Here is a 22,792-nt window from a genome sequence, read left to right as displayed (position 1 = left end):
GGCCCGGAGGCGCAGGTTGATACCCTCGTCCGCATGGTCATGCGGCGTCGCGTCCACGCGGACGCCGGTGAGGCGTCCGGGACGGTGGCGCCATGACCCTAGTCTGGACCCTCGCCATCTCGGCGGCGGCGGTGCTGGCCAGCTTTCCCCTCACCCGCCTGCTCGGCCGGCACGCCGGCTGGCCCCTGGCCGGTCTCTACCTCGCCGCCGCCGCGGCCTTCTGGCCGGCGGCCCGCGCCGTCATGGCCGGCGACGTCGTGGAGTGGTCGACCCCCTGGGTGCCCGACCTCGGGCTCGAGCTGGCGCTGCGGGCCGACGGCATCGGGGTACTCTTCACCTTCATCGCGCTGCTGATCGGCGCGGTCGTCCTGGCCTACTCGACCGCCTACCTGGCTGCTGGGCGCAACCTGTCCTTCTACCTGTTCATGGCGATCTTCACCTTCGCCATGGTGGGTCTGGTCCTCGCCGACGACCTGCTGCTGCTCTTCTTGTGCTGGGAGCTGACCTCCATGGCCAGCTTTCTGCTCATCGCCCGCTCCGGCTACAGCGGGGAGGGCGCCTCGATGCGCACCCTCCTCGTCACCTTCCTCGGGGGGCTGACCCTGCTCGCCGCGGTCGGGATCATCGCCGCGGTCACCGGCACCACGCGCATCTCGGAGGCCCTCGGTCACGAGGTGTGGACCACCTCGCCCGGGGTGACCACCGGCGTGGCGCTCCTGGTGCTGCTGTCCGCCTTCACCAAGTCGGCACAGTTCCCCTTCCACGTGTGGCTGCCCGACGCGATGGCCGCCGCCACGCCCGTGAGTGCCTACCTGCACGCCGCCGCCGTGGTCAAGGCGGGCATCTTCCTGCTGATGCGCTTCTCCCCGCCTTCCACGACGTCCTGGTGTGGAACGTGCTGCTCGTCGTGGTCGGCCTGGTCACCTGCGCCCTCGGCGCGTGGTTCGCGCTGCAGCGCACGGACCTGAAGAAGCTCATGGCCTACTCCACCGTCAGCCAGCTCGGGCTGATCGTGGCCACCATTGGGGTCGGCACCGAGACGGCCATGAAGGCCGCGACGCTGCACATCATCGCCCACGCCCTCTTCAAGTCCGGACTGTTCATGATGGTGGGCGTCATCGACCACTCCACCGGCACCCGCGACGTCCGGCGGCTGCCGCAGCTGCACGGGGCCATGCCCCTCGTCTTCTGGGTCACCGTGCTCGGTGCCGCCTCGATGGCGGGCGTGCCGCCGATGCTCGGCTTCGTCTCCAAGGAGGGGGTCCTGGCCGCCCTCCTGGAGTCACCGGGAGGGCCGCTGGCCGGCTGGTCGGGCTTCGTCTTCGCCGCCCTCGCGGCGGTGCTGACCTTCGCCTACTCCGCCAAGCTGATCTGGGGCGGCTTCCTCGACGGTCAGGGGCAGGAGCGGTGGCCCGAGGACCGACCGCTGCACACCACACCGTGGGCCATGGGGGTCTTCGCCGCCCTGCCGATCCTGGCCGGCCTCCCCCTCGCGCTCTGGGTCGGCGTCCTGGAGACCCCCGTCACCCGGGTGGTCGAGGCATCCCTGCCCGTCGAGAGCGTCGACCTCTACCTGGAGCTCTGGCACGGGGTCAACGCCGAGCTCGTCGCCTCGCTGCTGATCTTCGCGGTCGGTGCGCTCGTCATCGCCCGACGGCGCACGCTGTTCCCGGCGGCCGAACGCCTCACCGCGAGCTGGGACGGGGCCGACGTCATCGCCGCCCTCATCGCCCCGGTCGCCCGCTTCGGGCAGACGCTGGCCCTCCTCGTCCGCGCCGACAACCCGACGCGGCATCTGGTCCCCATCCTGGTCGCCGCCTCCGTGGTCCTCGGCGGGGGGAGCCTGGTGCTCCTGACGCGTGGGATGCTGCCGGAGCGGCACCCTGGTGCCACGGCGGGGGTCGACCTCGTCGTCCTGGCGATCATGCTCGTGAGCGTCTACGTCCTGTGCCGCTCGCAGTCCCGGCTCGCCGCCACCGTGGCCCTGTCCGCCATCGGCGTCGCGATGACCATCCAGATCTTCGGCCTGGGTGGCCCCGACGTGGGTCTCACCCAGCTGCTCGTCGAGGCCCTGAGCATCCTCATGATCATGCTCGTGCTGCAGAAGCTGCCGCTCCGCTTCGGTCGGGCCCCACGGATGGGTCAGCGCGGCGCCCTCGCCCTGTCGCTGGTCGCGGGCGTGTCGGCCGGCCTGGGCGTGTGGGCCCTCACCGGTCGACGTGGGCGCAGCGAGATCGCCGACTACTACCTGGCGAACGGTCCGGAGATCACCGGCGGGGACAACGTGGTCAACACGATCCTGGTCGAGTTCCGCGCGCTGGACACCTTCGGCGAGCTGGCCGTGCTCGGGATGGCGGGCGTGGCCGTGGTGGCCGTGCTGTCCACCGTCAGGGACCGCTACCTCGACCCGCCCCCCGAGGTCGACCGCAACTACGTCGCCCCTCCCCCGGTCCCCCTCCGTGAGCGGGGCACGACCGCATACCGCGCGCTCGAGGAGGCCTGGGGCAACGCCGTGCCGATGCAGCTGCTCGTCCAGGCCACGGCTCCGCTGCTCGTCATCATCTCGGCGATCGTCTTCTGGCGCGGTCACAACTCCCCCGGTGGCGGGTTCATCGCGGCCCTGATCGGCTCGTCCGTCGTGGCCCTCATGTACCTGTCGGCCGCGACCGACCGGCAGATCGGGCCGGCCCGGGCACCCATGTTCCTCATCGGTGGCGGGGTGGTCGTCGCCGCGCTCACCGGGGTCCTCGGGCTGGTGCTCGCCGGGTCCTTCCTGGAGCCGATCGCGGGCTACGTCCTGGGGATCAAGCTGACCACCTCGTTGATCTTCGACGTCGGTGTCTACGCAGCAGTCCTGGGTCTGGTCATGGCCGCCTTCAACCTGCTGGGTGCCGGTTCCGGCGTGGAGCGGACCCGGGAGCGGGCCGACGAGTCGTCCTACGGCGAGCTGCCCGGCCCGCTGGAGTCCTCCCGCGGGGAGTCGCCGTCGCAGCTCGCGGCACGCTCCCGGACGAAGGTGGGGGCCCGGACCACCTGGCTCGCCGACGGCGTGCCCCCACCCGCCGCGAGGCCCGCGGCGGACAACGCCGGCGAGCAGGCCGAGCGGACGGACGCACCCGTGAAGGAGGAGCGATGATCATCCCCCTCACCGTCGCCGCCCTGGTCGCGGGCGGGGTCTACCTCATGCTCCAACGAGGGATGGTCCGCATCATCTTCGGGCTGACGCTCTTCGCCCACGCGGCCAACCTGGCCATCCTCTCGGCGGGGGTCACCTCCTGGCGCGGGGAGCCGCTGCCGGACGTGGCGGACCCCGCCCTGTCCACGGACCCCCTGCCGCACGCCTTCGTCCTCACCGCCATCGTCATCGCCTTCGCCTCCACCGTCCTCATGCTCGCGCTCGCCGCCATCGGCCACGACGACGACACCAAGCGGATGCCCCGCACCGGGGAGGTGCGGGACCGGTGACGTTCCCCGCCGCCGCCCTGCCGCTGCTGATGGGGGGCCCGCTCCTGCTGGCCGGGCTCCTGGTGGTCGTGCGCCAGGCCCTGCTCGAGCGGATCCTGCTGCTGGCCGTGCCCCTCGTCTCCCTGGCGAGCGGCATCCTGCTGCTCCTGCAGCACCGCTCCGAACCCGTCCTGGCCCACCAGGTCGGCGGTTACGTCCCGGGCGTGGCCATCCCCTTCGTCTCGGACACCCTGGCCGCGCTGATGATCACGGTCACCGCGACCGCCGCGCTCGCCTGCGTGAGCTTCCTGACGGCGACCGGCGAGGACCGGTACCGCTTCGTGCCGCCTCTCATCCTCATGATGCTGGGAGGCGTGAACGGCGCCTTCCTCACCGGCGACCTCTTCAACTTCTTCGTCATGGTCGAGGTCATGGTGCTGCCGTCCTACGCCCTCATCGCGGTGACCGGCACGTGGCGCCGGCTCGGGATCGGGCGCACCTTCGTCGTCGTCAACCTGCTGACCTCCGGCCTGCTGGTCCTGGGCGTGGGCCTGGTCTACGGGACCACCGGCACCGTGAACATCGCCGAGCTGGCGGGCGCTGCCGCGGATCGGCCCATGGTCGCCGTCGCCACAGCGGTGGTCCTGCTGGCGATGGCGATCAAGGCCGCGGTGGTCCCGGTGCACGGATGGCTCCCTCAGACCTACCCCGCCACCTCCGCAGGCATCATGGCGCTCTTCTCCGCTCTGCACACCAAGGTCGCGCTCTACGCGATCTACCGGGTCTACTCCACCGTGTTCGAGGGCGCGGCCCCGTGGGCCCTGGTGCTGACCCTGCTCGTCGCGCTCTCCATCGTGGTGGGGGCCTATTCCACCTTCGGCGAGCACATCATGCGCCGGGCCCTGGCCTGGCAGATGGTCGCCGGGGTCGGCCACATCCTCGTGGGTGTCGTCCTCTTCACGGAGGTGGCCCTCGCGGCCGGGCTGTTCTACATGCTCCACCACATCGTGACGATGGCCTCGCTGCTGCTCCTGTCCGGCGCGATCGAGCAGACCTACGGCAGCGGGCGCTACGAGCGGCTCTCCGGCCTCATGCACCGGGACGGCTGGGTGGCCATCTGGTACGCCTTCGTCCTGCTGTCCCTGGTCGGCATCCCGCCCTCCGCCGGCTTCTTCGGCAAGCTCGGCCTCATCACCTCCTCCGCCTCCGCCGGGACCTGGGAGGGGTGGCTGATGCTGACCCTCGTGCTGGTCGCGGCCGTCGCCAGCCTGATCGCGATGCAGCGCCTGTGGGCAGGCGTGTTCTGGGGCCCCCCCATGGAGACCTACCGTCCGGACAGCCCCCGGACCGGCCGGGGCCGCAGCGTGCCCCTGCCGGACGACGTCCGGGTCACCCGCACCCTGATGGCACCCGGTGCTGTCCTGGCCGCGCTGCAGCTGGCGATGTTCCTCGGTGCGGGCCTGCTCCTGCCGCTGGTGCGGCGGGCGGCCGAGGGTCTCGTCGACACGGCCCCCTACGTCGAGGCGGTGCTGGGATGATCAACCCCCTGCGCGCGCTGCGCTACTCCGGCTGGCTGGGTGCGGAGATCGTCAAGGGTGCCCTGACCGTCGCGCGTGACGCGTTCACGCCCGGGACCGCGATCTCCCCCGCGATCATCGAGCTCCCGCTGCGCTGCGTCACCGACCTGGAGGTCAGCCTCATGGCGTCCTCGATCACCATCACCCCCGGCACCGTCACCCTCGGGATCGCGGCCGCGAGGGGTGAGACACCACCCACCTTGTTCGTCCACGCCATCTACGGGCAGGACCCCGAGGAGGTGCGGGCCGGTCTGCTCGACATGGAGCAGCACCTGCTCGCCATGACCCGGGGCAAGGACGCCCCGGGGCCGGACGACCCGCCCCGGCCCACCGCCGCACCTCCGGCCGGCGGCTCACCGGCCGCGGCACGGCATACCTCCGACCGGGCGCAGGAGGCCACATGATCACCTGGGTCGTCGTGACCACCATCGTCATCCTGGCCGCCACGGCGGTGCTGGGGGTGGTGAGGGTGCTCACGGCTCGGGACGACGCCAGCGTCGCCGCGGTGAGCGACCTCGTCTACTTCTGCGGCATCGGGACGGTCACCCTGGGTGCCATGCTCGCCGGGTCCTCCATCACCATGGACGTCCTGTCGATCGGTGCGCTGCTCGGCATCCTGGCGACGGTCGCGCTCGCGCGGATCCTCACGAGGGGGCGCCGCTGATGCCCGAGGTGGTCGTGGTCGCCCTCGTCGCCCTCCTCTGCGTCGGGGGAGCGCTCTTCGTGCTCGTCAGCGGCGTCGCGATGTTCAAGGCGCGCGACGGCCTGTCGCGGATGAACGTCCTCTCCGCCGCCACCGGTGTGGGGATGCCGTCGATCGCGGTGGGCGCCTACGTGTGGACCGTCCACGACCACGGCTTCCTGTGGGTGGACCTGGTCAAGCTGGGCGTCGCCGTCCTGGGCTTCATCATCATGAGCTCGGTCGCCTCGAACTCGATCACGCGCGCGGCCTACCGGTCCGGTGCGCCGCTGGACCCGGCGACCAGCCCCAACGACCTCGCCGAGCCCCCGTCGCGCTGAGGGGGTCAGGTCACGGCGTGCAGGGCGGCCATCTCGGCCTCCATGACCTGCTCGTCGTCCGCGTCGAGACGGACGTGCGAGAGCAGGGCCAGGACCACCCGCAGCGCCGACGCGGCGCGCTCCCCCCACGAGGACAGGTAGCTGAACTGCCACCACCACAGCGCCTCGGTCACCCGGCCGGTGAGGTAGTGCCTGTGACCGTTGCTGAGGTCGGCGGCGACCGCGACGAGGTCCTCCGACAGCGAGCCCTCCGACACCTCGCCCGAGAGCACCGGGTCCTCCAGGTCGCAGTAGGCGTCCAGGCCCCCGAGCAGCTGGTGCAGGCCGTCGCGGACCCGCTCCAGGTCGGGGTCGGGGCCGACGTCGGGCTCGAAACGCTCCTCCGGGACCACGTCGACCATGGCCCCCAGCCGCGCCCCGGACGCGCAGAGCTGGCCGAGGGAGAGCAGGAGGAGCGGAAGGGCCGACTCGGCCGCGCCCCCGGAGGACACCTCCTCCAGGCTGGCGAAGTAGGTCTCCACCTCGCGGTGCATCTCCTGGGCAAGGTCGTCCCAGCCGTCGTCGATGGGCTCGCTCATGGCCCCCACACTAGGGGAGCTCAGCCGGCCGTGCCGGTGGACAGCACGCGGCGTCCCTCGAAGGCGCGCCCCAGGGTGACCTCGTCGGCATACTCCAGGTCGCCCCCGACGGGAAGGCCGGAGGCGAGCCGACTCACCGCGACGCCCTCGTAGGGCCGCAGCAGGCGCGCGAGATAGGTCGCCGTGGCCTCACCCTCCAGGTCGGGGTCGGTCGCGATGATGACCTCGCTCACCTGCCCGTCGGCGAGCCGGACGACCAGCTCGCGCAGCCGCAGGTCGTCCGGGCCCACCCCGCCGATCGGGTTGATGGCCCCGCCCAGTACGTGGTAGCGGCCGCGGAACTCCCTGGTCCGCTCGATCGCGGCCACGTCCTGGCTCTGCTCGACGACGCAGATGACCGCGGGGTCGCGGCGCGGGTCCAGGCAGATGCGGCAGCGCTCGGCCTCGGCCACGTTGCCGCACACCTCGCAGAAGCGCACCTTCTCGCGGATCTGGACCAGGGCGTCCGCCAGCCGGGTGATGTCCTCCGGGTCCGCGGTCAGCAGGTGGAAGGCGATCCTCTGGGCACCCTTCGGCCCGACCCCGGGCAGCCGCCCGAGCTCGTCGATCAGGTCCTGGACCACGCCCTCGTACACAGTGATCGACTGTATGCGGTCCGCCTGGGTGCCGCGGCCAGGCGCACCGGGCGCGCTCAGGGGCTACGGGCGCGGTCAGGGGCCGGGGCGCAGCAGGGCCCGCAGCCGCTCGACGTCGTGGACGAGGTGGTCGGCGTCGGCGAGCTCCTCCCTCGACCCGGCACCCCAGGTGACCGCCACGCTGGCCATCCCGGCCGCCCGGGCCGCCGCGACGTCGACCCACGCGTCGCCGACGTAGACGCAGGACTGGCTGCTCACCTCCCCCGGGAGCAGACCGAGCCGCCGCGCTCCCTCCAGCAGCGGTGCCGGGTGCGGCTTGTGCTCGGTGGTCTCCCCGAGCCCGACGACCACCTCGACGTGGGGGAGGCCTGCGACGGCCATGCCGCGGCGCACCGTGTCGCCGACCTTGGAGCTGACCACCCCGACGGCCGTGCCGCCCGCGAGCAGGTCGGACAGGAGGAGGTCCAGCCCGGGGACGGGCTCGAGGAGGTCGTCGTGGTGCGCCAGGTTGTGGGCGCGGTAGCGGGCCACGAGGTCCTCCCCCCGTCCCGGGTGCCGCGACTCGAGCGTGTCGACGAGCGTGCGCCCGATCCAGGACCGGATCTCCCGCTCGCTCACCGTCGGCTCGAGGTCGGCGAGCGTGTGGCGGTAGGAGGCCACGATGAGGGCCAGCGTGTCGGCGAGGGTGCCGTCGAAGTCGAAGAGGACGACGGGCCAGCGGCTCACGCGGCGGTCTCCGGCGGGCGCTGGTTGTACTCCCCCGCCCACTCCTGGCCGGTCATCCCCAGGATCGCGGCCATGACCTCGTCGGTGAGCTCCCGGCGGGCGCGGCCGGACGGCACCCCGTCGAACCGCCCTGCCACGGGGATCGCCGGGCCGAACTCGACCCGGACCTTGGCGCGGCGGGGCAACCGGGAGCCCACCGGCTGGATGTCCTGGGTGCCGCTGAGGCCGACGGGCACGACGGGGCAGCCGGCCTCCAGGGCGAGCCAGGCCACGCCGGTCCGGCCGCGGTAGAGCCGCCCGTCCCGGGAACGGGTGCCCTCCGGGTAGATCCCGAAGGCTCCGCCGCTGCGCAGGTGTGCCAGGGCGAGGTCGAGCGAGGCCTGGGCGGCCCGCGTGTCGTCCCGGTCGACGGGGATCGAGCCGACCCCCTCGAACCACTCCCGGCTGATCCAGCCCTTAAGGCCCTTGCCCGTGAAGTACTCGGACTTGGCGAGGAAGGCGACCTGCCGGGGGGAGGTCAGCGGGATGACGACGCTGTCGGCGAAGGACAGGTGGTTGCTGGCCAGGATGACCGGGCCCGTCGGCGGGACGTTCTCCCGACCCACGACCTCCGGGCGCCAGATCGCGGTCGCCAGCGGCGTGACGATCGGGTGCAGCAGCTCGTAAATCATGGACGTCCTCTCAGCCGACCCGGTCCTCGGTGATGTCGATGACCGTACCTCCCAGCACCGTCTCGATGACCGGCTGCCCCACCGCCCCGGAGGAGCTGAGGTCCTCGTCGTCGGCGCTCGGCGCGTCCGCCCAGCTCGTCGCGGTCGTGGGTTGCGGCGCGGGCGGGGGCGCCTGGGCCGCGGCCCGGGTGCGCACCTGCCCCGGCCGGTGGCCCGTCGGGGGCGAGGAGACGTCCTCCTGGACCGGGGCGGAGGCCGGGCCGCGCTCGTCCCGCACCGCCTCCCGCTCCTCAGGAGGCGGACCACCCTCGGCCGGCACCCCCCGCTCCCGGTCAGCGTCCCGACCGGCGGGGGCGCCGTCGGACGACCCACCCTCGGGTGCACCTTCGGACGTGGCCCAGGCGGGGGCCGCGGCGCTGCGAGCGGTCTGCGCCCAGTCCGGCCCGGAGTCCGCCCCGGTGCGCCCGACGGCCCCGAGCTGCTCGGCCATCGAGGGCGCGGTCCGTTGCGGGTCCCCGGTGGGGCCACCCTGCGGCTGCCCCGCCGTCCCGCGGCCCCGCACCCTGACCTGCGGAGCGGCCGATGGAGCCGGGGAGGCGGACCGGCCGTCCCGGTCGGCCTCGTCGGACCGTCGACGCACCCGCCCCTGCTGGTGACCGCCCCCGACCGGGGGGTGCGGGGAGTCACCGGCGGTTCCGCTCGGCGGGGGCCCGGTCTCGCTCTGGGGCGGCGCCTGGTCCTGGGGCGGCGCCATGCGCTGGGGTCCGGTCTGGGTCCGAGGCTCGGGGTCGCGCTGGACCGCCGCCTCGATGCGGGTGTCCAGCGCCAGAGCGTCGAGGACCCCCTGGCGCAGCGCTTCCTCGTGCGAGGTCCCGGTGAAGTGGCGCACCCAGCTCTCCGCCGGGAAGCCGACCAGCAGCCGCCGGCCGTCGAAGTCCAGCACCTGGGCCTGCTCGAGACCGGCCGCCGTGCGCCGGCTGATCTCCCGCACCGCGGCCAGGATGTCCGGCCAGCTGCGGCGCAGGGCGGCGGTGTCGAGAGCACCTGGTCTGGCCGCCCCCTCGGTGTCCGGCCCGGTGGGGACGTCCTCCCGCGGGTCCGGGCGGCTTGGTCCCCCGCCGCGGGGGCCGGCGTCGACCGGGTCCCCCTGGGCGCCGGAGACGACCTCGCCGCCCTGGGGACCGGGGGCCCTCTGGCCACCCGGAGGCCCGCCGGTCGGCCCCTCGGCCTGGCCTGGTTGGGCCCGACCACGGACCGGACGGGCGGCCGGCGCGGGCACGTCCACCCCGGCCCCGGAGCTGAGGCGACGCTCGAGGCGGTCCAGGCGGGCGGCATACCCCTCCTCCCCGGCGGCCGCGGGCAGCAGCAACCGGGCGGCGAGCAGCTCGAGCATGAGCCGGTAGGAGACCGCGCCGGCCATCTCGGACAGGCCCCGGGCCACCAGGTCGGCGGCGTGGGACAGGGCGGCCGGGCCGTACGTCCGCGACTGCAGCCGCATCCGCTCCACCTGGTCCGGCGGCAGGCCCGGCAGCAGCCCGCCGGCCTGCTCCCCGACGGCGGCCAGGACGATGAGGTCGCGGTAGCGCTCCAGCAGGTCCTCGACGAAGCGCCGCGGGTCGTGCCCGGACTCCATGACGCGGTCGACCTGCTGGAAGACGGTCGCCGCGTCCCCCGCCGCAACCGCGTCGACCACCGAGTCCAGCAGCTCGACGTCGGTGAAGCCCAGGAGCGCGGCGGTCCGCTCGTAGGTCAGTCCCTCCTCACCGGCGCCGGAGATCAGCTGGTCGAGGACCGACAGGGAGTCCCGGACCGACCCCCCGCCCGCGCGTGTGACGAAGGACAGCACACCGGGCTCGAGCCGGACCCCCTCCTGCGCGCTCAGCTGCTCGAGGTAGGAGGTGAGCCGCTGGGGCGGCACGAGGTGGAAGGGGTAGTGGTGGGTGCGAGAGCGGATCGTCGCCAGCACCTTCTCCGGCTCGGTGGTGGCGAAGATGAACTTCACGTGGGGCGGCGGCTCCTCCACCACCTTGAGCAGGGCGTTGAAGCCGTTGGGCGTCACCATGTGCGCCTCGTCGATGATGTAGACCTTGAACCGCGACTGGGCGGGCCCGAACGCCGCGCGCTCCCGCAGGTCGCGGGCGTCGTCGACCCCCCCGTGGCTGGCGGCGTCGATCTCGATGACGTCGACCGACCCGGCACCGTCCCGGGCCAGCGCGACGCAGCTCTCGCACGTGCCGCACGGGGTGTCCGTCGGGCCCTGCTCGCAGTTGAGGCAGCGGGCCAGGATCCGGGCGCTCGTCGTCTTGCCGCACCCCCGCGGGCCGGAGAAGAGGTAGGCGTGGTTGACCCGTCCGGAACGCAGCGCCTGCATCAGCGGCTCGGTGACGTGCTCCTGACCGATGACGTCGGCGAAGGACTCGGGCCGGTAGCGGCGGTACAGGGCGGTGCTCACAGGACCGACCCTAACCGCCTCGACCGACACCGGGTGCGTCCGATCCACAGGGCCGGGGCGGGTGCGCCGGGCAGTCGGGGGTGGCCTCCCGGCCCTCCGTCCCCTCCCGCGCGCTCACCCGTCCCCACCGGTGAGCTCGGGCACCGGGAGCGCGTCCACCCGCTGCAGGATCGCCCGGCCGGGCGCCTCGGAGGGGTCGAGAGCCGTGGGCAGCCCTCGCTCGTCGACGAGGGCTGGGACCAGGCGCGCCTCCTCGACCGCCCGGCCCGTGAAGGTCACCACCAGCAGGCCGGCCTCCCTGCTCAGCGGATCCTCGAACCCGTCGAAGACCGTGTTGCCCAGCGACCAGGCCACGAGCCGTCCCTCCTGCAGGGACCACCCCTGCAGGACGTGCGGGTGGGCGCCGACGACCGCGCTCGCCCCGGCGTCCAGGGCCGCCTGGACCGCAGCCACCTGGACCGGGTCCGGCTCCCCGCTGCCCTCGGTCCCGGCGTGCAGGAGGACGACGACGTGGTCCAGCTCCGGCGCGAGGGCCGCCACGTCGGCGGCGACGGCGGCCGGGTCGGCCCAGGCGACGCCGGGCGAGCCGGCGGTGGCCGCCCAGGCCCGGTTCGCGTAGCCGGACCAGTCGTCCGGCGCGTCCACGTAGCCGAGGAAGCCCAGCTCGACCCCCTCCACCACCACCACCGGGGCGTGTGCGGCCTCGGCGTCGGCTCCCGCCCCGACGGTCCGGATCCCTGCCCCGCGCACCAGACGCAGCGTCTCCAGCAGGCCCTCGGCACCGAAGTCGTAGGCGTGGTTGTTGGCCAGGCTGAGCACGTCCAACCCGCCTGCCACGAGGGCGTCGACCGCCTCCGCGGGCGCCCGGAAGGTGTAGGCCTTGTCCTCCGCCTCGCCCGCAGCCCCGACGGTCGTCTCGAGGTTGCCGACGCGCAGGTCCGCCCCCGCGAGCACCTCGGCCACCCCCTCCCACGGCGCCGCCGGACCCTCGGCCAGGACCAGCTCGCCGACGCTGCGGGCCAGCATGAGGTCACCGGTGAAGACCACCTGCGCCCGGCCTTCCGCCGGCGGGACGCCGCCGGTGTCCTCGGGGTATGCGGTCCGCCTGCCGTCGCTCTTTCCGTCGGCCGACCTCTCCGCACCGGTCGAGGATGCATCCGCCGTTCGGGATCCTGGTCCGCCGGAGCGGGCCCGGGACCGGCCGCGGTGGGCGCGGGGGGCACCGCGCCGCCCCCGCCCGACGGGACGCACCCCGCGAGCGCCAGAGCGAGGAGCGCCACGACCGCGGGGAGGGCACGACGCCCCGCGTACCCGACCCGGTGACGCGCCACGGGCGGGCGCCTCAGACCGGGCGCAGGATCGAGGTGCGGTGCGCGGCGCGCGTCAGCACGACGTACAGGGCCCGCACCCCGCCGGGCGACTCGGCCACGATCGCGGCGGGGTCGACGACGACCGTCGCGTCGTACTCCAGCCCCTTGGTCGACAGGGGGTCGATGATCAGCACGCGGTCGGGCCGGCCGTCCAGCACCGGGGCGAGCCGCCGGTGCCAGGACCACGGCGCGACGACCGCCACCTGCCCCTCCACCTCCGGCAGCAGCCGGTCGAGCTCGTCGGCGACCCCGGCCACGAGGTCCCCGGCAGGCACGGCGGCCTCGACCGGCTCGATCCCGGTCTCGCGGACCGCGGCGGGATGTCGGCGTCCGGGACGTGCTCGCGGATCATCCGCGCGGCCAGGTCGAAGATCTCCCGGGCGTTGCGGTAGTTGGTGTCCATGTGGAAGGCCTGCCGGGGCGCACCGCCGAAGGCCTCCTCCCGCGCCTGGGCCGCCTCCTCCAGGTCGTCCCACGAGGCCTGGGCGAGGTCACCGACCACCGTCCACGAGGCCCACCGGCCCCGGCGGCCGAGCATGCGCCACTGCATCGGGGAGAGGTCCTGCGCCTCGTCGACCAGGACGTGCGCGTACTCCTCGGCCGGGGTGACGCGACCGGCCAGGAGCCGCTCCCGAGGGTCGTGCGACAGACGCTCCGCGGCCCGGGCGTCACCCAGGTGCGTGTGGTCGCCGACCGCGGTCACGTCCCCGTCCCCGGCCGATCCCACGCGGAGCGCCGCGACGCCGTACTGCGAGGCGTCGTCGAGCTCCTCGATCTCGTAGAAACCGCGCTCCTCGCTGGGCAGGTCCACCATCGGCCCGAGGCGGGCCTGCAGGTCGTCGACGAGCGCCACGTCGGCCACGCTCCAGGTGCCGGTGCGCAGCGCCTCCCGGTAGGAGTCCGCGACGATCCGGGCCGTCCGGGCATCGGCCCCCAGCCGGCGCACCATCGCCTCGTCGGCGAGCCAGAGCAGCATGTCGCGGGGGTCGACGGGCCGCCACCACTCGCGCATGAAGGCCTCGACGTCGCCGGAGTCGGTGAACCGGTCGACGAACTCCTCCCGCTCCCCCTGCCGGACCTGCTCCCAGGCGAGCTGGGCCAGCGCCGCGACGGCGGCGTCATACCCGGCGTTGCGGTGGTGGTGCCGGAGGACCTGCCGGCGGGCGCGCTCGAGGTCGGCCGCCTCGAGCCGGACCGCGTGGCCCTGCACGAAGACGCGCAGCAGGGTGGGAGCCCCCGGGGCCGGCTCGCGCACCAGCGCGGACAGCAGCTGGCGGATCCGCAGGCTGCCCTTGAGGGCCGCCGCCTCGGGCGCGTCCAGCCGCGTGGCGGTGAGGCCGCCGACGACGTCCCCGACCGAGCGCAGCACCACCGAGTCCTCCCCCAGGGAGGGCAGGACCCGCTCGATGTATGCGGTGTAGGCGGCCGAGGGGCCGACGACCAGCACCCCGCCGCCCTCGAAACGACGTCGGTCGGAGTAGAGGAGGTAGGCGGCCCGGTGCAGCGCCACGACGGTCTTGCCGGTGCCGGGGCCACCCGTGATCTCGGTGATCCCGCGGGCGGGGGCGCGGATCGCCTCGTCCTGGTGCTGCTGGATCGTGGCGACGATGTCCCGCATGCGGGGCGGCACCCCGGCTACGGGTGAGGGCCGCCATGAGGGCGCCGTCCCCCACCACGACCAGGTCGTCCGGGGCCTCGGTGACCATGAGGTCGTCCTCGACCCCGACGACCTCCTCGCCGCGGCACCGCAGGACCCGGCGGCGGACCACGCCCTGGGGGTCCACGGGGGTGGCGCGGTAGAACGGCGCGGCCGCGGGGGCCCGCCAGTCCACGACCAACGGCTCGTAGTCGTCGTCGCGCACCCCGAGCCGGCCGACGTAGCGCACCTCCCGGGTCTCGCCGTCGGCGTCGGGGCGCTCGTGGTCCAGGTCGAGACGTCCGAAGACCAGACCCTCGTGCTGGTGCTGGAGCGAGGCGCGCCGCTTGCTCGCGGTGAAGACCAGCGCGTCCCGCTCGAAGAGGCCGGCCAGTTCCTCCTCCCGGGGGTCACCGGTGCCACGACGGTCCGTCTGCCCCCGGGCCATCCCCTCGGCGTGCACCAGCTCCACCCGTTCCGCCGCCTTGGCGAGCTCGCCGTAGACCCTGTCCACGTGCGCCTGCTCAGCCGCGATCTCGGCAGCGACGAGCTCGCTCGTGGTCGCGGTCATCGGCCACCTTCCGTTCGTCCGGGTCCGGGCACGGCCCTGCACCCGCGCCCCCGCAAAGGCCTCATGCTATCCCGCGTCCGGGCTCAGACCCAGCCCCGGCGCACCGCCTGCACCCCGGCCTGGAAGCGGGTCGCGGCCCCCAGGTGCTCCATGAGGTAGCGCACCCTGCGCTCCACCGTGCGGACGGACACCCCGAGCTGACGGGCGGCGACCTGGTCGGAGGCCCCGACCGTGAGCAGGGCGAGGATCCGTCGGTCACGCTCGTCCAGCGGCGGGGCCGACCCGTCGGCGGCCAGCGCCTCCACCGTCTCCCCGTAGGGGGTGGACAGCGTGAAGATCTCCTCGGCCAGCCGGCTGACGGCGCTCACCGCCGGCGCCAGCCTGGCCACGAAGGACCCCTGGCCTAGCTCGTCGAAGGCGGACAGGTCGACCAGGGCGGTGTCGTCCCCGACGACCATGGAGAAGGGGATGCCGTTGCCCATCCTCACCTCGTGCCCGGCCCCGCGGCACCGGTGCAGGTGGGCCAGGGCCGCCTCGTCCTGCAGCAGCGAGGTGTCCATCATGAGCCGGCGCTCGACGTGGGCCCCTACCTCGAGCAGCCCCGGCTCGTCCATCGCCCGGTGCAGCAACGAGCGCGCGGCGGCGGAGCCGTCCACCGCCCACCACAGACGCGTGGTCGCGCTCTGGTGCAGGGTCAGCACCCGCTGGACGATGTCGTCGACGTCGACCAGCAGGTCGATGTCGGTGGGCATCTCCGTCACCCGACGCCGGCCGAGGGACCGGCGCCACATCAGCTCCATCGGGCCCATCGTCGCCCTGGTGAGGTTCATGCGGTGCTCCATCTCCGCGGCGTAGGCGCTGAACGCGGCGCGGGGCGGGACGACCGCCCAGGAGTCGGGGTCGTCGCCGGTCGTGAGGAACCCTCGTGCCACCAGCTCCGAGGTGGCGACGGTGATGTCCTCGTCGGAGTAGCCCGACTCCCTCAGGCCCTCCCGCGTCGGCACGCCCAGGGGGACCGCGGCGCGGTAGAACCGCCCCACGAAGTCCTCGTAGCTGAGCCCGAACGTCTGCCGGGTCGCCTGGATGTTGCTCGGCTCGGGACCGGTGATCACCCCCCGATCCTGACGGATGGGCGACAGTGGCGGCAACCCGCCAGCGCTCAGGATGACAAGACGCGGGCAGGTGTGTCACTGTGGGAACTGCCGGTTCGCCGGCGCAGGGATGTGCGAGTCGCGGGAGCAATGCCCCCCCATGAGCCCCCGCAGACCCTGCCCTGCATCGTGGCCCTCCTGGGAGATACCCCCCCTGCCTCCCAGGAGGGCCACACTTATGCCCCCGTCGGCCTGGGTAGGCTCGGTCGGGTGAAGGTCCTGCTGCTCGGCTCCGGCGCCCGTGAGCACGCCCTGGCGCGGGCCCTGTCCCTCGATCCGGACGTCTCGGAGATCCTGGCCCTGCCCGGCAACCCCGGTCTCGCCCAGCTGACCCGCTGCCTGCCGGGAGACCCCACGGACCCGGCCGCGGTCGTCGGGATCGCCCGGCGGGAGCAGGTGGACCTCGTGGTCGTGGGGCCGGAGGCGCCGCTCGTGGCCGGTGTCGCCGACGCCCTGCTGGAGGCCGGCGTCCCGTGCTTCGGGCCGACGGCCGCCGCGGCCCGGCTGGAGGGGAGCAAGGCCTTCGCCAAGGAGGTCATGGCCGCCGCCAATGTCCCGACCGCGGCGTGCCACGTGTGCACCACGCCGCAGGAGGTGGAGGCGGCCCTCGCGGCCACGGGCGCCCCGTACGTCGTCAAGGAGGACGGGCTGGCCGCCGGCAAGGGGGTCGTGGTCACCGCGGACCGGGAGGCGGCGACCGAGCACGCCCTCTCCTGCCTGGCCCGTGACGGCGGCCGGGTCGTGGTCGAGGACTACCTGGACGGCCCGGAGGTCTCGCTCTTCTGCCTGGCCGACGGGTCGACCGTGGTCCCGCTGGCGCCGGCGCAGGACTTCAAGCGGGTCGGGGACGGGGACTCCGGCCCCAACACCGGAGGGATGGGCGCCTACAGCCCCCTGCCCTGGCTGGAGCACGAGGCCCCCGACCTGGTCGACCAGGTCGTGGACCGGGTCGCGCGACCGACGGTCGAGGAGATGGCCCGTCGCGGCACGCCCTTCACCGGGGTCCTCTACGTCGGGCTCGCCCTGACCGCGGCCGGGCCCCGCGTCATCGAGTTCAACGCCCGGTTCGGCGACCCGGAGACGCAGTCGGTCCTCGCCCGCCTGGAGACCCCCCTGGCCGGGGTGCTCCTGGCCGCGGCCCAGGGCCGGCTGGCGCAGCTGCCCCCGCTGCGGTGGTCCTCGCAGGCGAGCGTCACCGTGGTCGTCGCCGCCGACGGCTACCCCTCCGCCCCGCGCACCGGGGACCCCGTCACGGGCCTGGACCGGGCGGCGGCGGTCGAGGGCGTCCACGTCCTGCACGCGGGCACCCGGGGGGTCGACGGCACTCTGGTCTCCGCCGGGGGGCGGGTGCTGAGCGTCGTCGCCCTGGGGCGCGACCTCGCCGAGGCCCGGGTCCGCGCCTACGCCGCTGTGCACCGGATCTCCCTCGACGGATCCTTCTTCCGCACCGACGTCGCACGCGCCGCCGAGCAGGGGCAGATCACCGTTCCCCGCGCCACCACGCCGGACCCCCGCTCGCCCGTCGACGCCCCCGTCGAGCTCCCGGGCCACGAGCTCGTGCACGTGGGCAAGGTGCGCGGCCTCTACGCTCCGCTCGACCCCGGCACCGGTCGCCGCGACGACAGCCGGCTGCTGCTCGTCGCCTCCGACCGGATCAGCGCCTACGACCACGTCCTCGACACCCCGATCCCCGACAAGGGCGCCGTCCTCACCCAGCTGTCCCTGTGGTGGTTCGACCAGCTGGCCGACCTCGCGCCGCACCACGTCATGTCGACGGACGTGCCGGCCGCGGTCGCGGGCCGCGCCGTCTCCGTGAAGCGACTGCGGATGCTGCCCGTGGAGTGCGTCGCCCGCGCCTACCTCACCGGCGGCGGCCTGGCGGAGTATGCCGCGTCCGGCACCGTCTCCGGGGTCCCTCTCCCCGCGGGCCTCGTCGACGGGTCGAGACTCCCCGAGCCGATCTTCACCCCGAGCACCAAGGCCGCGGTCGGCGAGCACGACGAGCCGATCACGTTCGGGGAGGTGGAGCATCTCGTGGGCCCCCGGCTGGCGGCCCGCCTGCGCGACCTCACCGTCGCGATCCTGGTGCGGGGCAACGACATCGCGGCCGACCGGGGCATCCTCATCGCCGACACCAAGGTGGAGTTCGGCGTCGACCCCCAGCAGCTGGCGACCGCCCTCGGCCTCAGCACCCAGGAGGCGCTGGAGGACGAGATCGACTGGGCCGCCGTGGATCCCGACGTGGTCGACGTCGTCCTCGCCGACGAGGTGCTCACCCCGGACTCCTCGCGCTTCTGGCGGGCGGGCGAGTGGGCGCCCGGGCGCACGCAGACGTCATACGACAAGCAGGTGCTGCGGGACTGGCTGACCTCCCCGGCGAGCGGGTGGGACCGCGCCTCCGACACGCCGCCGCCGGCCCTGCCGCCCGAGGTGGTCGAGCTCACCCGGGCGCGCTACGTCGAGGCGTACGAGACGCTCACGGGCACCCCGTTCCTCCCCTCCCCCGACGTGCAGGAGTCCTGAGCCATGGTCGTGCCCGACTACCGGCTGACCGCCTTCCCCGGCGGTTCCGCCCTGTCCGACTTCCGCACCGCCGCGCTCCTGCGCCGGCTGCGGGAGGTGGTCCCCCGGGTCACGGGTGTCGCGGCCCGTCATGTGCACTGGGTCGCCTCCGACGAGACGCTGGACGAGGCGACCACCGGCACGCTCGGCGCGATCCTCGACTACGGCGAGCCCTACGGTCGCATGCCGCGCCCGGACGGCCCCCTCACCCGGGCCGAGGCGATGGTCGTCGTCGCGCCCCGGCTGGGCACCATCTCCCCGTGGGCCAGCAAGGCGACCGACATCGTCCACAACTGCGGGATCGACATCCGTCGGGTGGAGCGCGTCACTGAGTACACCCTCGACCTCGAGGGGCCCGACGACCTCACGCAGGCGCAGTGGGTCGCCTGCGCGGCGGTGCTGCACGACCGGATGACCGAGTCGGCGCTGCCGTCGCAGGAGGACGCCGCGGCCCTCTTCGCCGAGCGCGAGGCAGCCCCGATGGAGCACGTCGACGTCCTGGGCCGGGGTCGCGCGGCGCTCGTGGAGGCCGACCGGTCCTGGGGACTGGCCCTGGCCGAGGACGAGATCGACTACCTCGTCGAGGCCTTCACCGCGCTGGGGCGCAACCCGACCGACGTCGAGCTGACGATGTTCGCCCAGGCCAACTCCGAGCACTGCCGCCACAAGATCTTCAACGCCGACTTCATCGTCGACGGGGAGCCGCAGGAGCGCTCGCTCTTCGCCATGATCCGGCACACCGAGCAGGCCAGCCCCCAGGGCACGGTCGTCGCCTACAAGGACAACGCCTCCGTCATGCGGGGCGGCACGGTGACGCGCTGGGCGCCCGAGGGCCGCCGGCACGGGCCCGCCGCGCTGGCCGGCCCCACCCGCTACGCCGCCGCGGAGGAGGAGGTCCACGTCCTGATGAAGGTGGAGACCCACAACCACCCGACGGCGATCTCACCCTTCCCGGGAGCGGCCACGGGCGCGGGCGGTGAGATCCGGGACGAGGGGGCGACTGGCCGGGGGTCGGCCCCCAAGGCCGGGCTCACCGGCTTCGTCGTCTCCCACCTGCGCCTGCCCGGCACCTCCGAGCCCTGGGAGGCGGAGGACTACGGCGCTCCGGCGCACCTCGCCACGCCCCTGGAGATCATGACCGAGGGCCCGGTCGGCGCCGCCGCCTTCAACAACGAGTTCGGCCGCCCGGCGCTGGGGGGCTTCTTCCGGGTCTACGAGCAGACCGTCGACGGGGTGCGGCGCGGCTACCACAAGCCGATCATGAGCGCCGGGGGCCTGGGGTCGATCAGCGCCTCGCAGACCGAGAAGGTCCGCTTCCCCGCGGGCACCCTCCTCGTCCAGCTCGGAGGACCGGGTATGCGGATCGGCCTGGGCGGAGGGGCCGCCTCCTCCATGGCCTCGGGGGCCAACGCCGAGGACCTCGACTTCGACTCGGTGCAACGGGGCAACCCCGAGATGCAGCGCCGGGCGCAGGAGGTCATCAACCACTGCGCGGCCCTCGGGGAGGACAACCCCGTCCTGGCCCTGCACGACGTGGGGGCGGGCGGGCTGTCCAACGCCTTTCCCGAGCTCGTGGACGACGCCGGCCTGGGAGCGCGCTTCGAGCTCGGCTCCGTCCCGCTCGAGGAGTCCGGGCTGTCCCCCAAGGAGATCTGGAGCAACGAGAGCCAGGAGCGCTACGTGCTCGCGCTCGACCCGGCCTCCCTCGAGGCGTTCGGCGCGCTGTGCGAGCGGGAGCGGTGCCCCTACGCCGTGGTCGGCGTCGCCCACGCCGACGGTCGGCTGGTCCTCACCGGAGTGTCCGAGGACGCCCGGGCCGTCGACATGCCGATGGAGGTCCTCCTCGGCAAGCCGCCCCGGATGGTGCGCGACGTGCGCCGGGTCCGGCGCTCCACCGAGGAGCTGGACCTGCACGCGGACGGGCGGGAGACCCTGCGGGACACCGCATACGCCGTCCTGCGCCACCCCAGCGTGGCCTCCAAGCGCTTCCTCGTGACCATCGGCGACCGCACCGTCGGCGGCCTCTCCCACCGCGACCAGATGGTCGGCCCCTGGCAGGTCCCGGTCTCCGACGTGGCCGTGACGCTCAGCGACCACGTGGGGCTGGCGGGCCAGGCGATGTCGTCGGGCGAGCGCACGCCGCTCGCCTCGGTCGACGCCCCGGCCTCGGGACGGATGGCCGTCGGCGAGGCGCTCACCAACCTCCTCGCCGCACCCGTGGCCGACCTGCGCGAGGTGAAGCTCTCCCTCAACTGGATGGCCGCCTGCGGCGAGGACGGGGAGGACGCCGCGCTCTACGACACCGTGCAGGCCGTCGCCACCGAGCTGTGCCCGGCGCTCGGGATCGGCGTCCCCGTCGGCAAGGACTCGCTGTCGATGCGGACGACGTGGACGCAGGACGGCCTGGCCAGGCAGGTCGTCTCGCCCGTCTCCCTCGTCGTCTCGGCCTTCGCGTCCCTGCCGGACGTCCGCGGCACCCTCACCCCGCAGGTGCGGGCGCGGGACGCGCTGGTGCTCGTCGACCTCGGCGCCGGTCGCGACCGGCTCGGCGGGTCGATCCTGGCCCAGGTCCGCGGGGAGTTCGGTGGGACCGTGCCCGACCTGGACGACCCCTCCCACCTCGCCCAGCTCACCGCCGCGCTCGCCGAGCTGCGGGGTCGCGGCCTGCTCACCGCCTACCACGACCGCAGCGACGGCGGCCTGTGGGCCACCCTGTGCGAGATGGCCTTCGCCGGGGCCGTCGGGGTGGACGTCGACGTCCCGGACGGGCTGTCCTACGCGGACCCCGTCACCGGGGGCGTCGCCGCGCTCTTCTCCGAGGAGCTGGGGGTCGTCCTGGGCTGCCGGGGCCACGACGTCGACGAGCTGCTGGCGGTGCTGGACCGGCACGGCCTGGGCGACCTCACCCACGAGCTGGGCGTCGCCACCTCCACCCGCCGCGTGGTCGTGCGCGCCGGGGAGATCTCCCTGGACGAGCCGGTGCGCGAGCTCGCCCAGGCCTGGGACGAGGTGTCCTGGCGCATCAGCACCCTGCGGGACAACCCCGCGTGCGCCGAGGAGGAGCACGCGGCGTTCGGCGCCGACGACGACCCCGGCCTGCACGTGGAGCCCACCTTCGACCCCGCCCAGGACGTCACTGCGCCCTACCTCAACCTCGGGGCCCGCCCCAGGGTCGCCGTCCTGCGCGAGCAGGGCGTCAACTCCCACGTCGAGACCGCCTTCGCCTTCGACCGGGCCGGGTTCGACACCTACGACGTGCACATGACCGACCTGCAGGCGGGACGCTTCGACCTCGCCGACGCCTCCGTCAAGGGTCTGGTCGCCTGCGGCGGGTTCTCCTACGGCGACACCCTCGGCGCCGGTGAGGGCTGGGCCCGCTCGGTGCTCTTCAACGAGCGGCTGACCGCCTCCTTCAGCGCCTTCTTCGCCCGGGAGGACACCTTCGGGCTCGGGATCTGCAACGGCTGCCAGATGTTCGCCGCCCTGGCCGAGCTCATCCCGGGCGCGCAGGCGTGGCCCCGGTTCACCCGCAACCGGTCGGAGCAGTACGAGGCGCGCCTGTCCATGGTGGAGGTCCTCGACAGCCCGTCCGTCTTCCTCACCGGGATGGCCGGCTCACGCCTGCCGATCGCCGTGGCGCACGGCGAGGGTCTGGCCGACTTCTCCGCCCGCGGGGACGAGTCACGGGTCCTGGCCGCCGCCCGGTACGTCGACAACCACGGGCGGGTGGCCACGGCATACCCGGCGAACCCGAACGGCTCCCCCGGCGGCCTCACCGCGGTGACCACCCCCGACGGCCGCTTCACCGCGATGATGCCGCACCCCGAGCGGGTGCTGCGCAACGCGCAGCTCTCCTGGACCGACGGCCCGGTCGCCCAGGACAGCCCCTGGCTGCGGATGTTCCGCAACGCCCGGGTCTGGGTCGACTGACCCTCCCCCCCGACCTGTGCACCTGAAGAGCCCTTCTGCACGTCAGCCACCCTGGGCCGATGGCAACGGTGGGGGAAGAGGTCCTTGCGCACCTGGCGGCGCAGGGTGGGTGACGACGACGCGGCGTCTGCAGGCGATGGGGGTGACACCGGCCCAGGTCGATCGTCTTCTCACCTCGGGAGTCCTCGTGCGGCTGCGGCGTTCCACCTTTCTTGACGGAGACCGGTGGCGGACCGCCCAGCCCTGGGAACGGCACGAGCTGCGCGCCCGGGCTGTCGCGGCAGCGATGTGCCACGGCGGGTCGCCCTTCACGCTGAGCCATCACAGCGCGCTCGTCCTCCGAGGGGTGGGCGTGTATGGCGTGGACTACCGTGTCCATCTCGTGCGGACCGACGGCAGGCGTGGCCGCAGCGGGACGGTGGTGCACGTGCATCCGCCCGTCCTGCCTCGGTGGGTGGGTGAGGTGGAC

The 22,792-nt window shown here is 73.9% G+C and carries 15 protein-coding genes and 2 pseudogenes; 9 read left to right on the top strand and 8 right to left on the bottom strand.

The window, feature by feature from the left end; translation table 11 throughout:
• Positions 1-92 precede the first annotated feature (92 nt).
• The 7 genes and pseudogenes from E3Z34_RS18485 to E3Z34_RS02090 form a co-directional block, all read left to right on the top strand.
• A pseudogene (locus E3Z34_RS18485) lies at positions 93-1,225 on the top strand (proton-conducting transporter transmembrane domain-containing protein); the annotation flags it as partial.
• Positions 1,217-3,136, top strand: coding sequence for a hydrogen gas-evolving membrane-bound hydrogenase subunit E (mbhE, locus tag E3Z34_RS19355; protein ID WP_338043800.1), 1,920 nt, complete (start codon positions 1,217-1,219; stop codon positions 3,134-3,136). The pseudogene E3Z34_RS18485 and the gene mbhE, both read left to right, overlap by 9 nt.
• Positions 3,133-3,465 (top strand): cation:proton antiporter subunit C, encoded by a 333-nt coding sequence (locus E3Z34_RS02110; protein ID WP_134772280.1) that lies wholly within the window; start codon positions 3,133-3,135, stop codon positions 3,463-3,465. Before mbhE ends, E3Z34_RS02110 begins: the two co-directional genes overlap by 4 nt.
• Positions 3,462-4,982 (top strand): monovalent cation/H+ antiporter subunit D family protein, encoded by a 1,521-nt coding sequence (locus tag E3Z34_RS02105; protein WP_338043765.1) that lies wholly within the window; start codon positions 3,462-3,464, stop codon positions 4,980-4,982. Before E3Z34_RS02110 ends, E3Z34_RS02105 begins: the two co-directional genes overlap by 4 nt.
• Positions 4,979-5,425, top strand: coding sequence for a Na+/H+ antiporter subunit E (locus tag E3Z34_RS02100; RefSeq protein WP_134772279.1), 447 nt, complete (start codon positions 4,979-4,981; stop codon positions 5,423-5,425). Before E3Z34_RS02105 ends, E3Z34_RS02100 begins: the two co-directional genes overlap by 4 nt.
• Entirely contained in the window at positions 5,422-5,685 is a 264-nt protein-coding gene (locus E3Z34_RS02095; RefSeq protein ID WP_338043764.1) for an MrpF/PhaF family protein, read from the top strand. Before E3Z34_RS02100 ends, E3Z34_RS02095 begins: the two co-directional genes overlap by 4 nt.
• Positions 5,685-6,041: a cation:proton antiporter gene (locus tag E3Z34_RS02090; RefSeq protein ID WP_134772278.1), complete on the top strand. Its 357-nt coding sequence runs from the start codon at positions 5,685-5,687 to the stop codon at positions 6,039-6,041. Before E3Z34_RS02095 ends, E3Z34_RS02090 begins: the two co-directional genes overlap by 1 nt.
• Positions 6,042-6,046: 5 nt before the next feature.
• Here E3Z34_RS02090 and E3Z34_RS02085 read toward each other — a convergent pair whose 3' ends face one another.
• The 8 genes and pseudogenes from E3Z34_RS02085 to E3Z34_RS02050 all read right to left on the bottom strand — a co-directional run bounded on the left by E3Z34_RS02085 (position 6,047) and on the right by E3Z34_RS02050 (position 15,792).
• Positions 6,047-6,619, bottom strand: coding sequence for a DUF5063 domain-containing protein (locus E3Z34_RS02085; RefSeq protein WP_134772277.1), 573 nt, complete (start codon positions 6,617-6,619; stop codon positions 6,047-6,049).
• A gap of 20 nt (positions 6,620-6,639) precedes the next feature.
• The gene (gene recR, locus E3Z34_RS02080; RefSeq protein ID WP_134772276.1) at positions 6,640-7,254 is read right to left on the bottom strand and encodes a recombination mediator RecR; all 615 of its coding nucleotides are present in this window, start codon (positions 7,252-7,254) and stop codon (positions 6,640-6,642) included.
• Between the two features lie 75 nt (positions 7,255-7,329).
• Complete coding sequence (locus E3Z34_RS17920) at positions 7,330-7,980, bottom strand: HAD hydrolase-like protein (RefSeq protein ID WP_158288579.1); 651 nt, start codon at positions 7,978-7,980, stop codon at positions 7,330-7,332.
• Positions 7,977-8,651: a lysophospholipid acyltransferase family protein gene (locus E3Z34_RS02070; protein ID WP_134772274.1), complete on the bottom strand. Its 675-nt coding sequence runs from the start codon at positions 8,649-8,651 to the stop codon at positions 7,977-7,979. The genes E3Z34_RS17920 and E3Z34_RS02070 overlap by 4 nt, the downstream gene beginning before the upstream one ends.
• A 10-nt stretch (positions 8,652-8,661) precedes the next feature.
• Positions 8,662-11,103, bottom strand: a complete 2,442-nt coding sequence (locus E3Z34_RS02065; RefSeq protein ID WP_134772273.1) for a DNA polymerase III subunit gamma and tau — start codon at positions 11,101-11,103, stop codon at positions 8,662-8,664.
• Between the two features lie 114 nt (positions 11,104-11,217).
• Entirely contained in the window at positions 11,218-12,354 is a 1,137-nt protein-coding gene (locus tag E3Z34_RS02060; protein WP_134772272.1) for a CapA family protein, read from the bottom strand.
• A gap of 91 nt (positions 12,355-12,445) precedes the next feature.
• Positions 12,446-14,680: pseudogene (locus E3Z34_RS02055) on the bottom strand (HelD family protein).
• 83 nt (positions 14,681-14,763) lie between these two features.
• Positions 14,764-15,792, bottom strand: coding sequence for a helix-turn-helix transcriptional regulator (locus E3Z34_RS02050; RefSeq protein ID WP_202977006.1), 1,029 nt, complete (start codon positions 15,790-15,792; stop codon positions 14,764-14,766).
• A 249-nt stretch (positions 15,793-16,041) separates the two neighbouring features.
• On the opposite strand from E3Z34_RS02050, the gene purD reads away from it, so the two are divergent.
• Both purD and purL read left to right on the top strand, forming a co-directional pair.
• A complete protein-coding gene (gene purD, locus E3Z34_RS02045) occupies positions 16,042-18,354 on the top strand; it encodes a phosphoribosylamine--glycine ligase (RefSeq protein WP_134772271.1) in 2,313 nt (770 codons plus the stop codon).
• Between the two features lie 3 nt (positions 18,355-18,357).
• A complete protein-coding gene (purL, locus tag E3Z34_RS02040) occupies positions 18,358-22,323 on the top strand; it encodes a phosphoribosylformylglycinamidine synthase (RefSeq protein WP_134772270.1) in 3,966 nt (1,321 codons plus the stop codon).
• The last annotated feature ends 469 nt before the right edge of the window (positions 22,324-22,792 follow it).

It is taken from the genome of Ornithinimicrobium flavum, assembly GCF_004526345.1.
In the GTDB taxonomy this organism is placed as follows: domain Bacteria; phylum Actinomycetota; class Actinomycetes; order Actinomycetales; family Dermatophilaceae; genus Ornithinicoccus; species Ornithinicoccus flavus.
The sequence above is the reverse complement of the archived record's forward strand: the minus strand, read 5'-3'. Positions and strand labels throughout refer to the sequence as shown.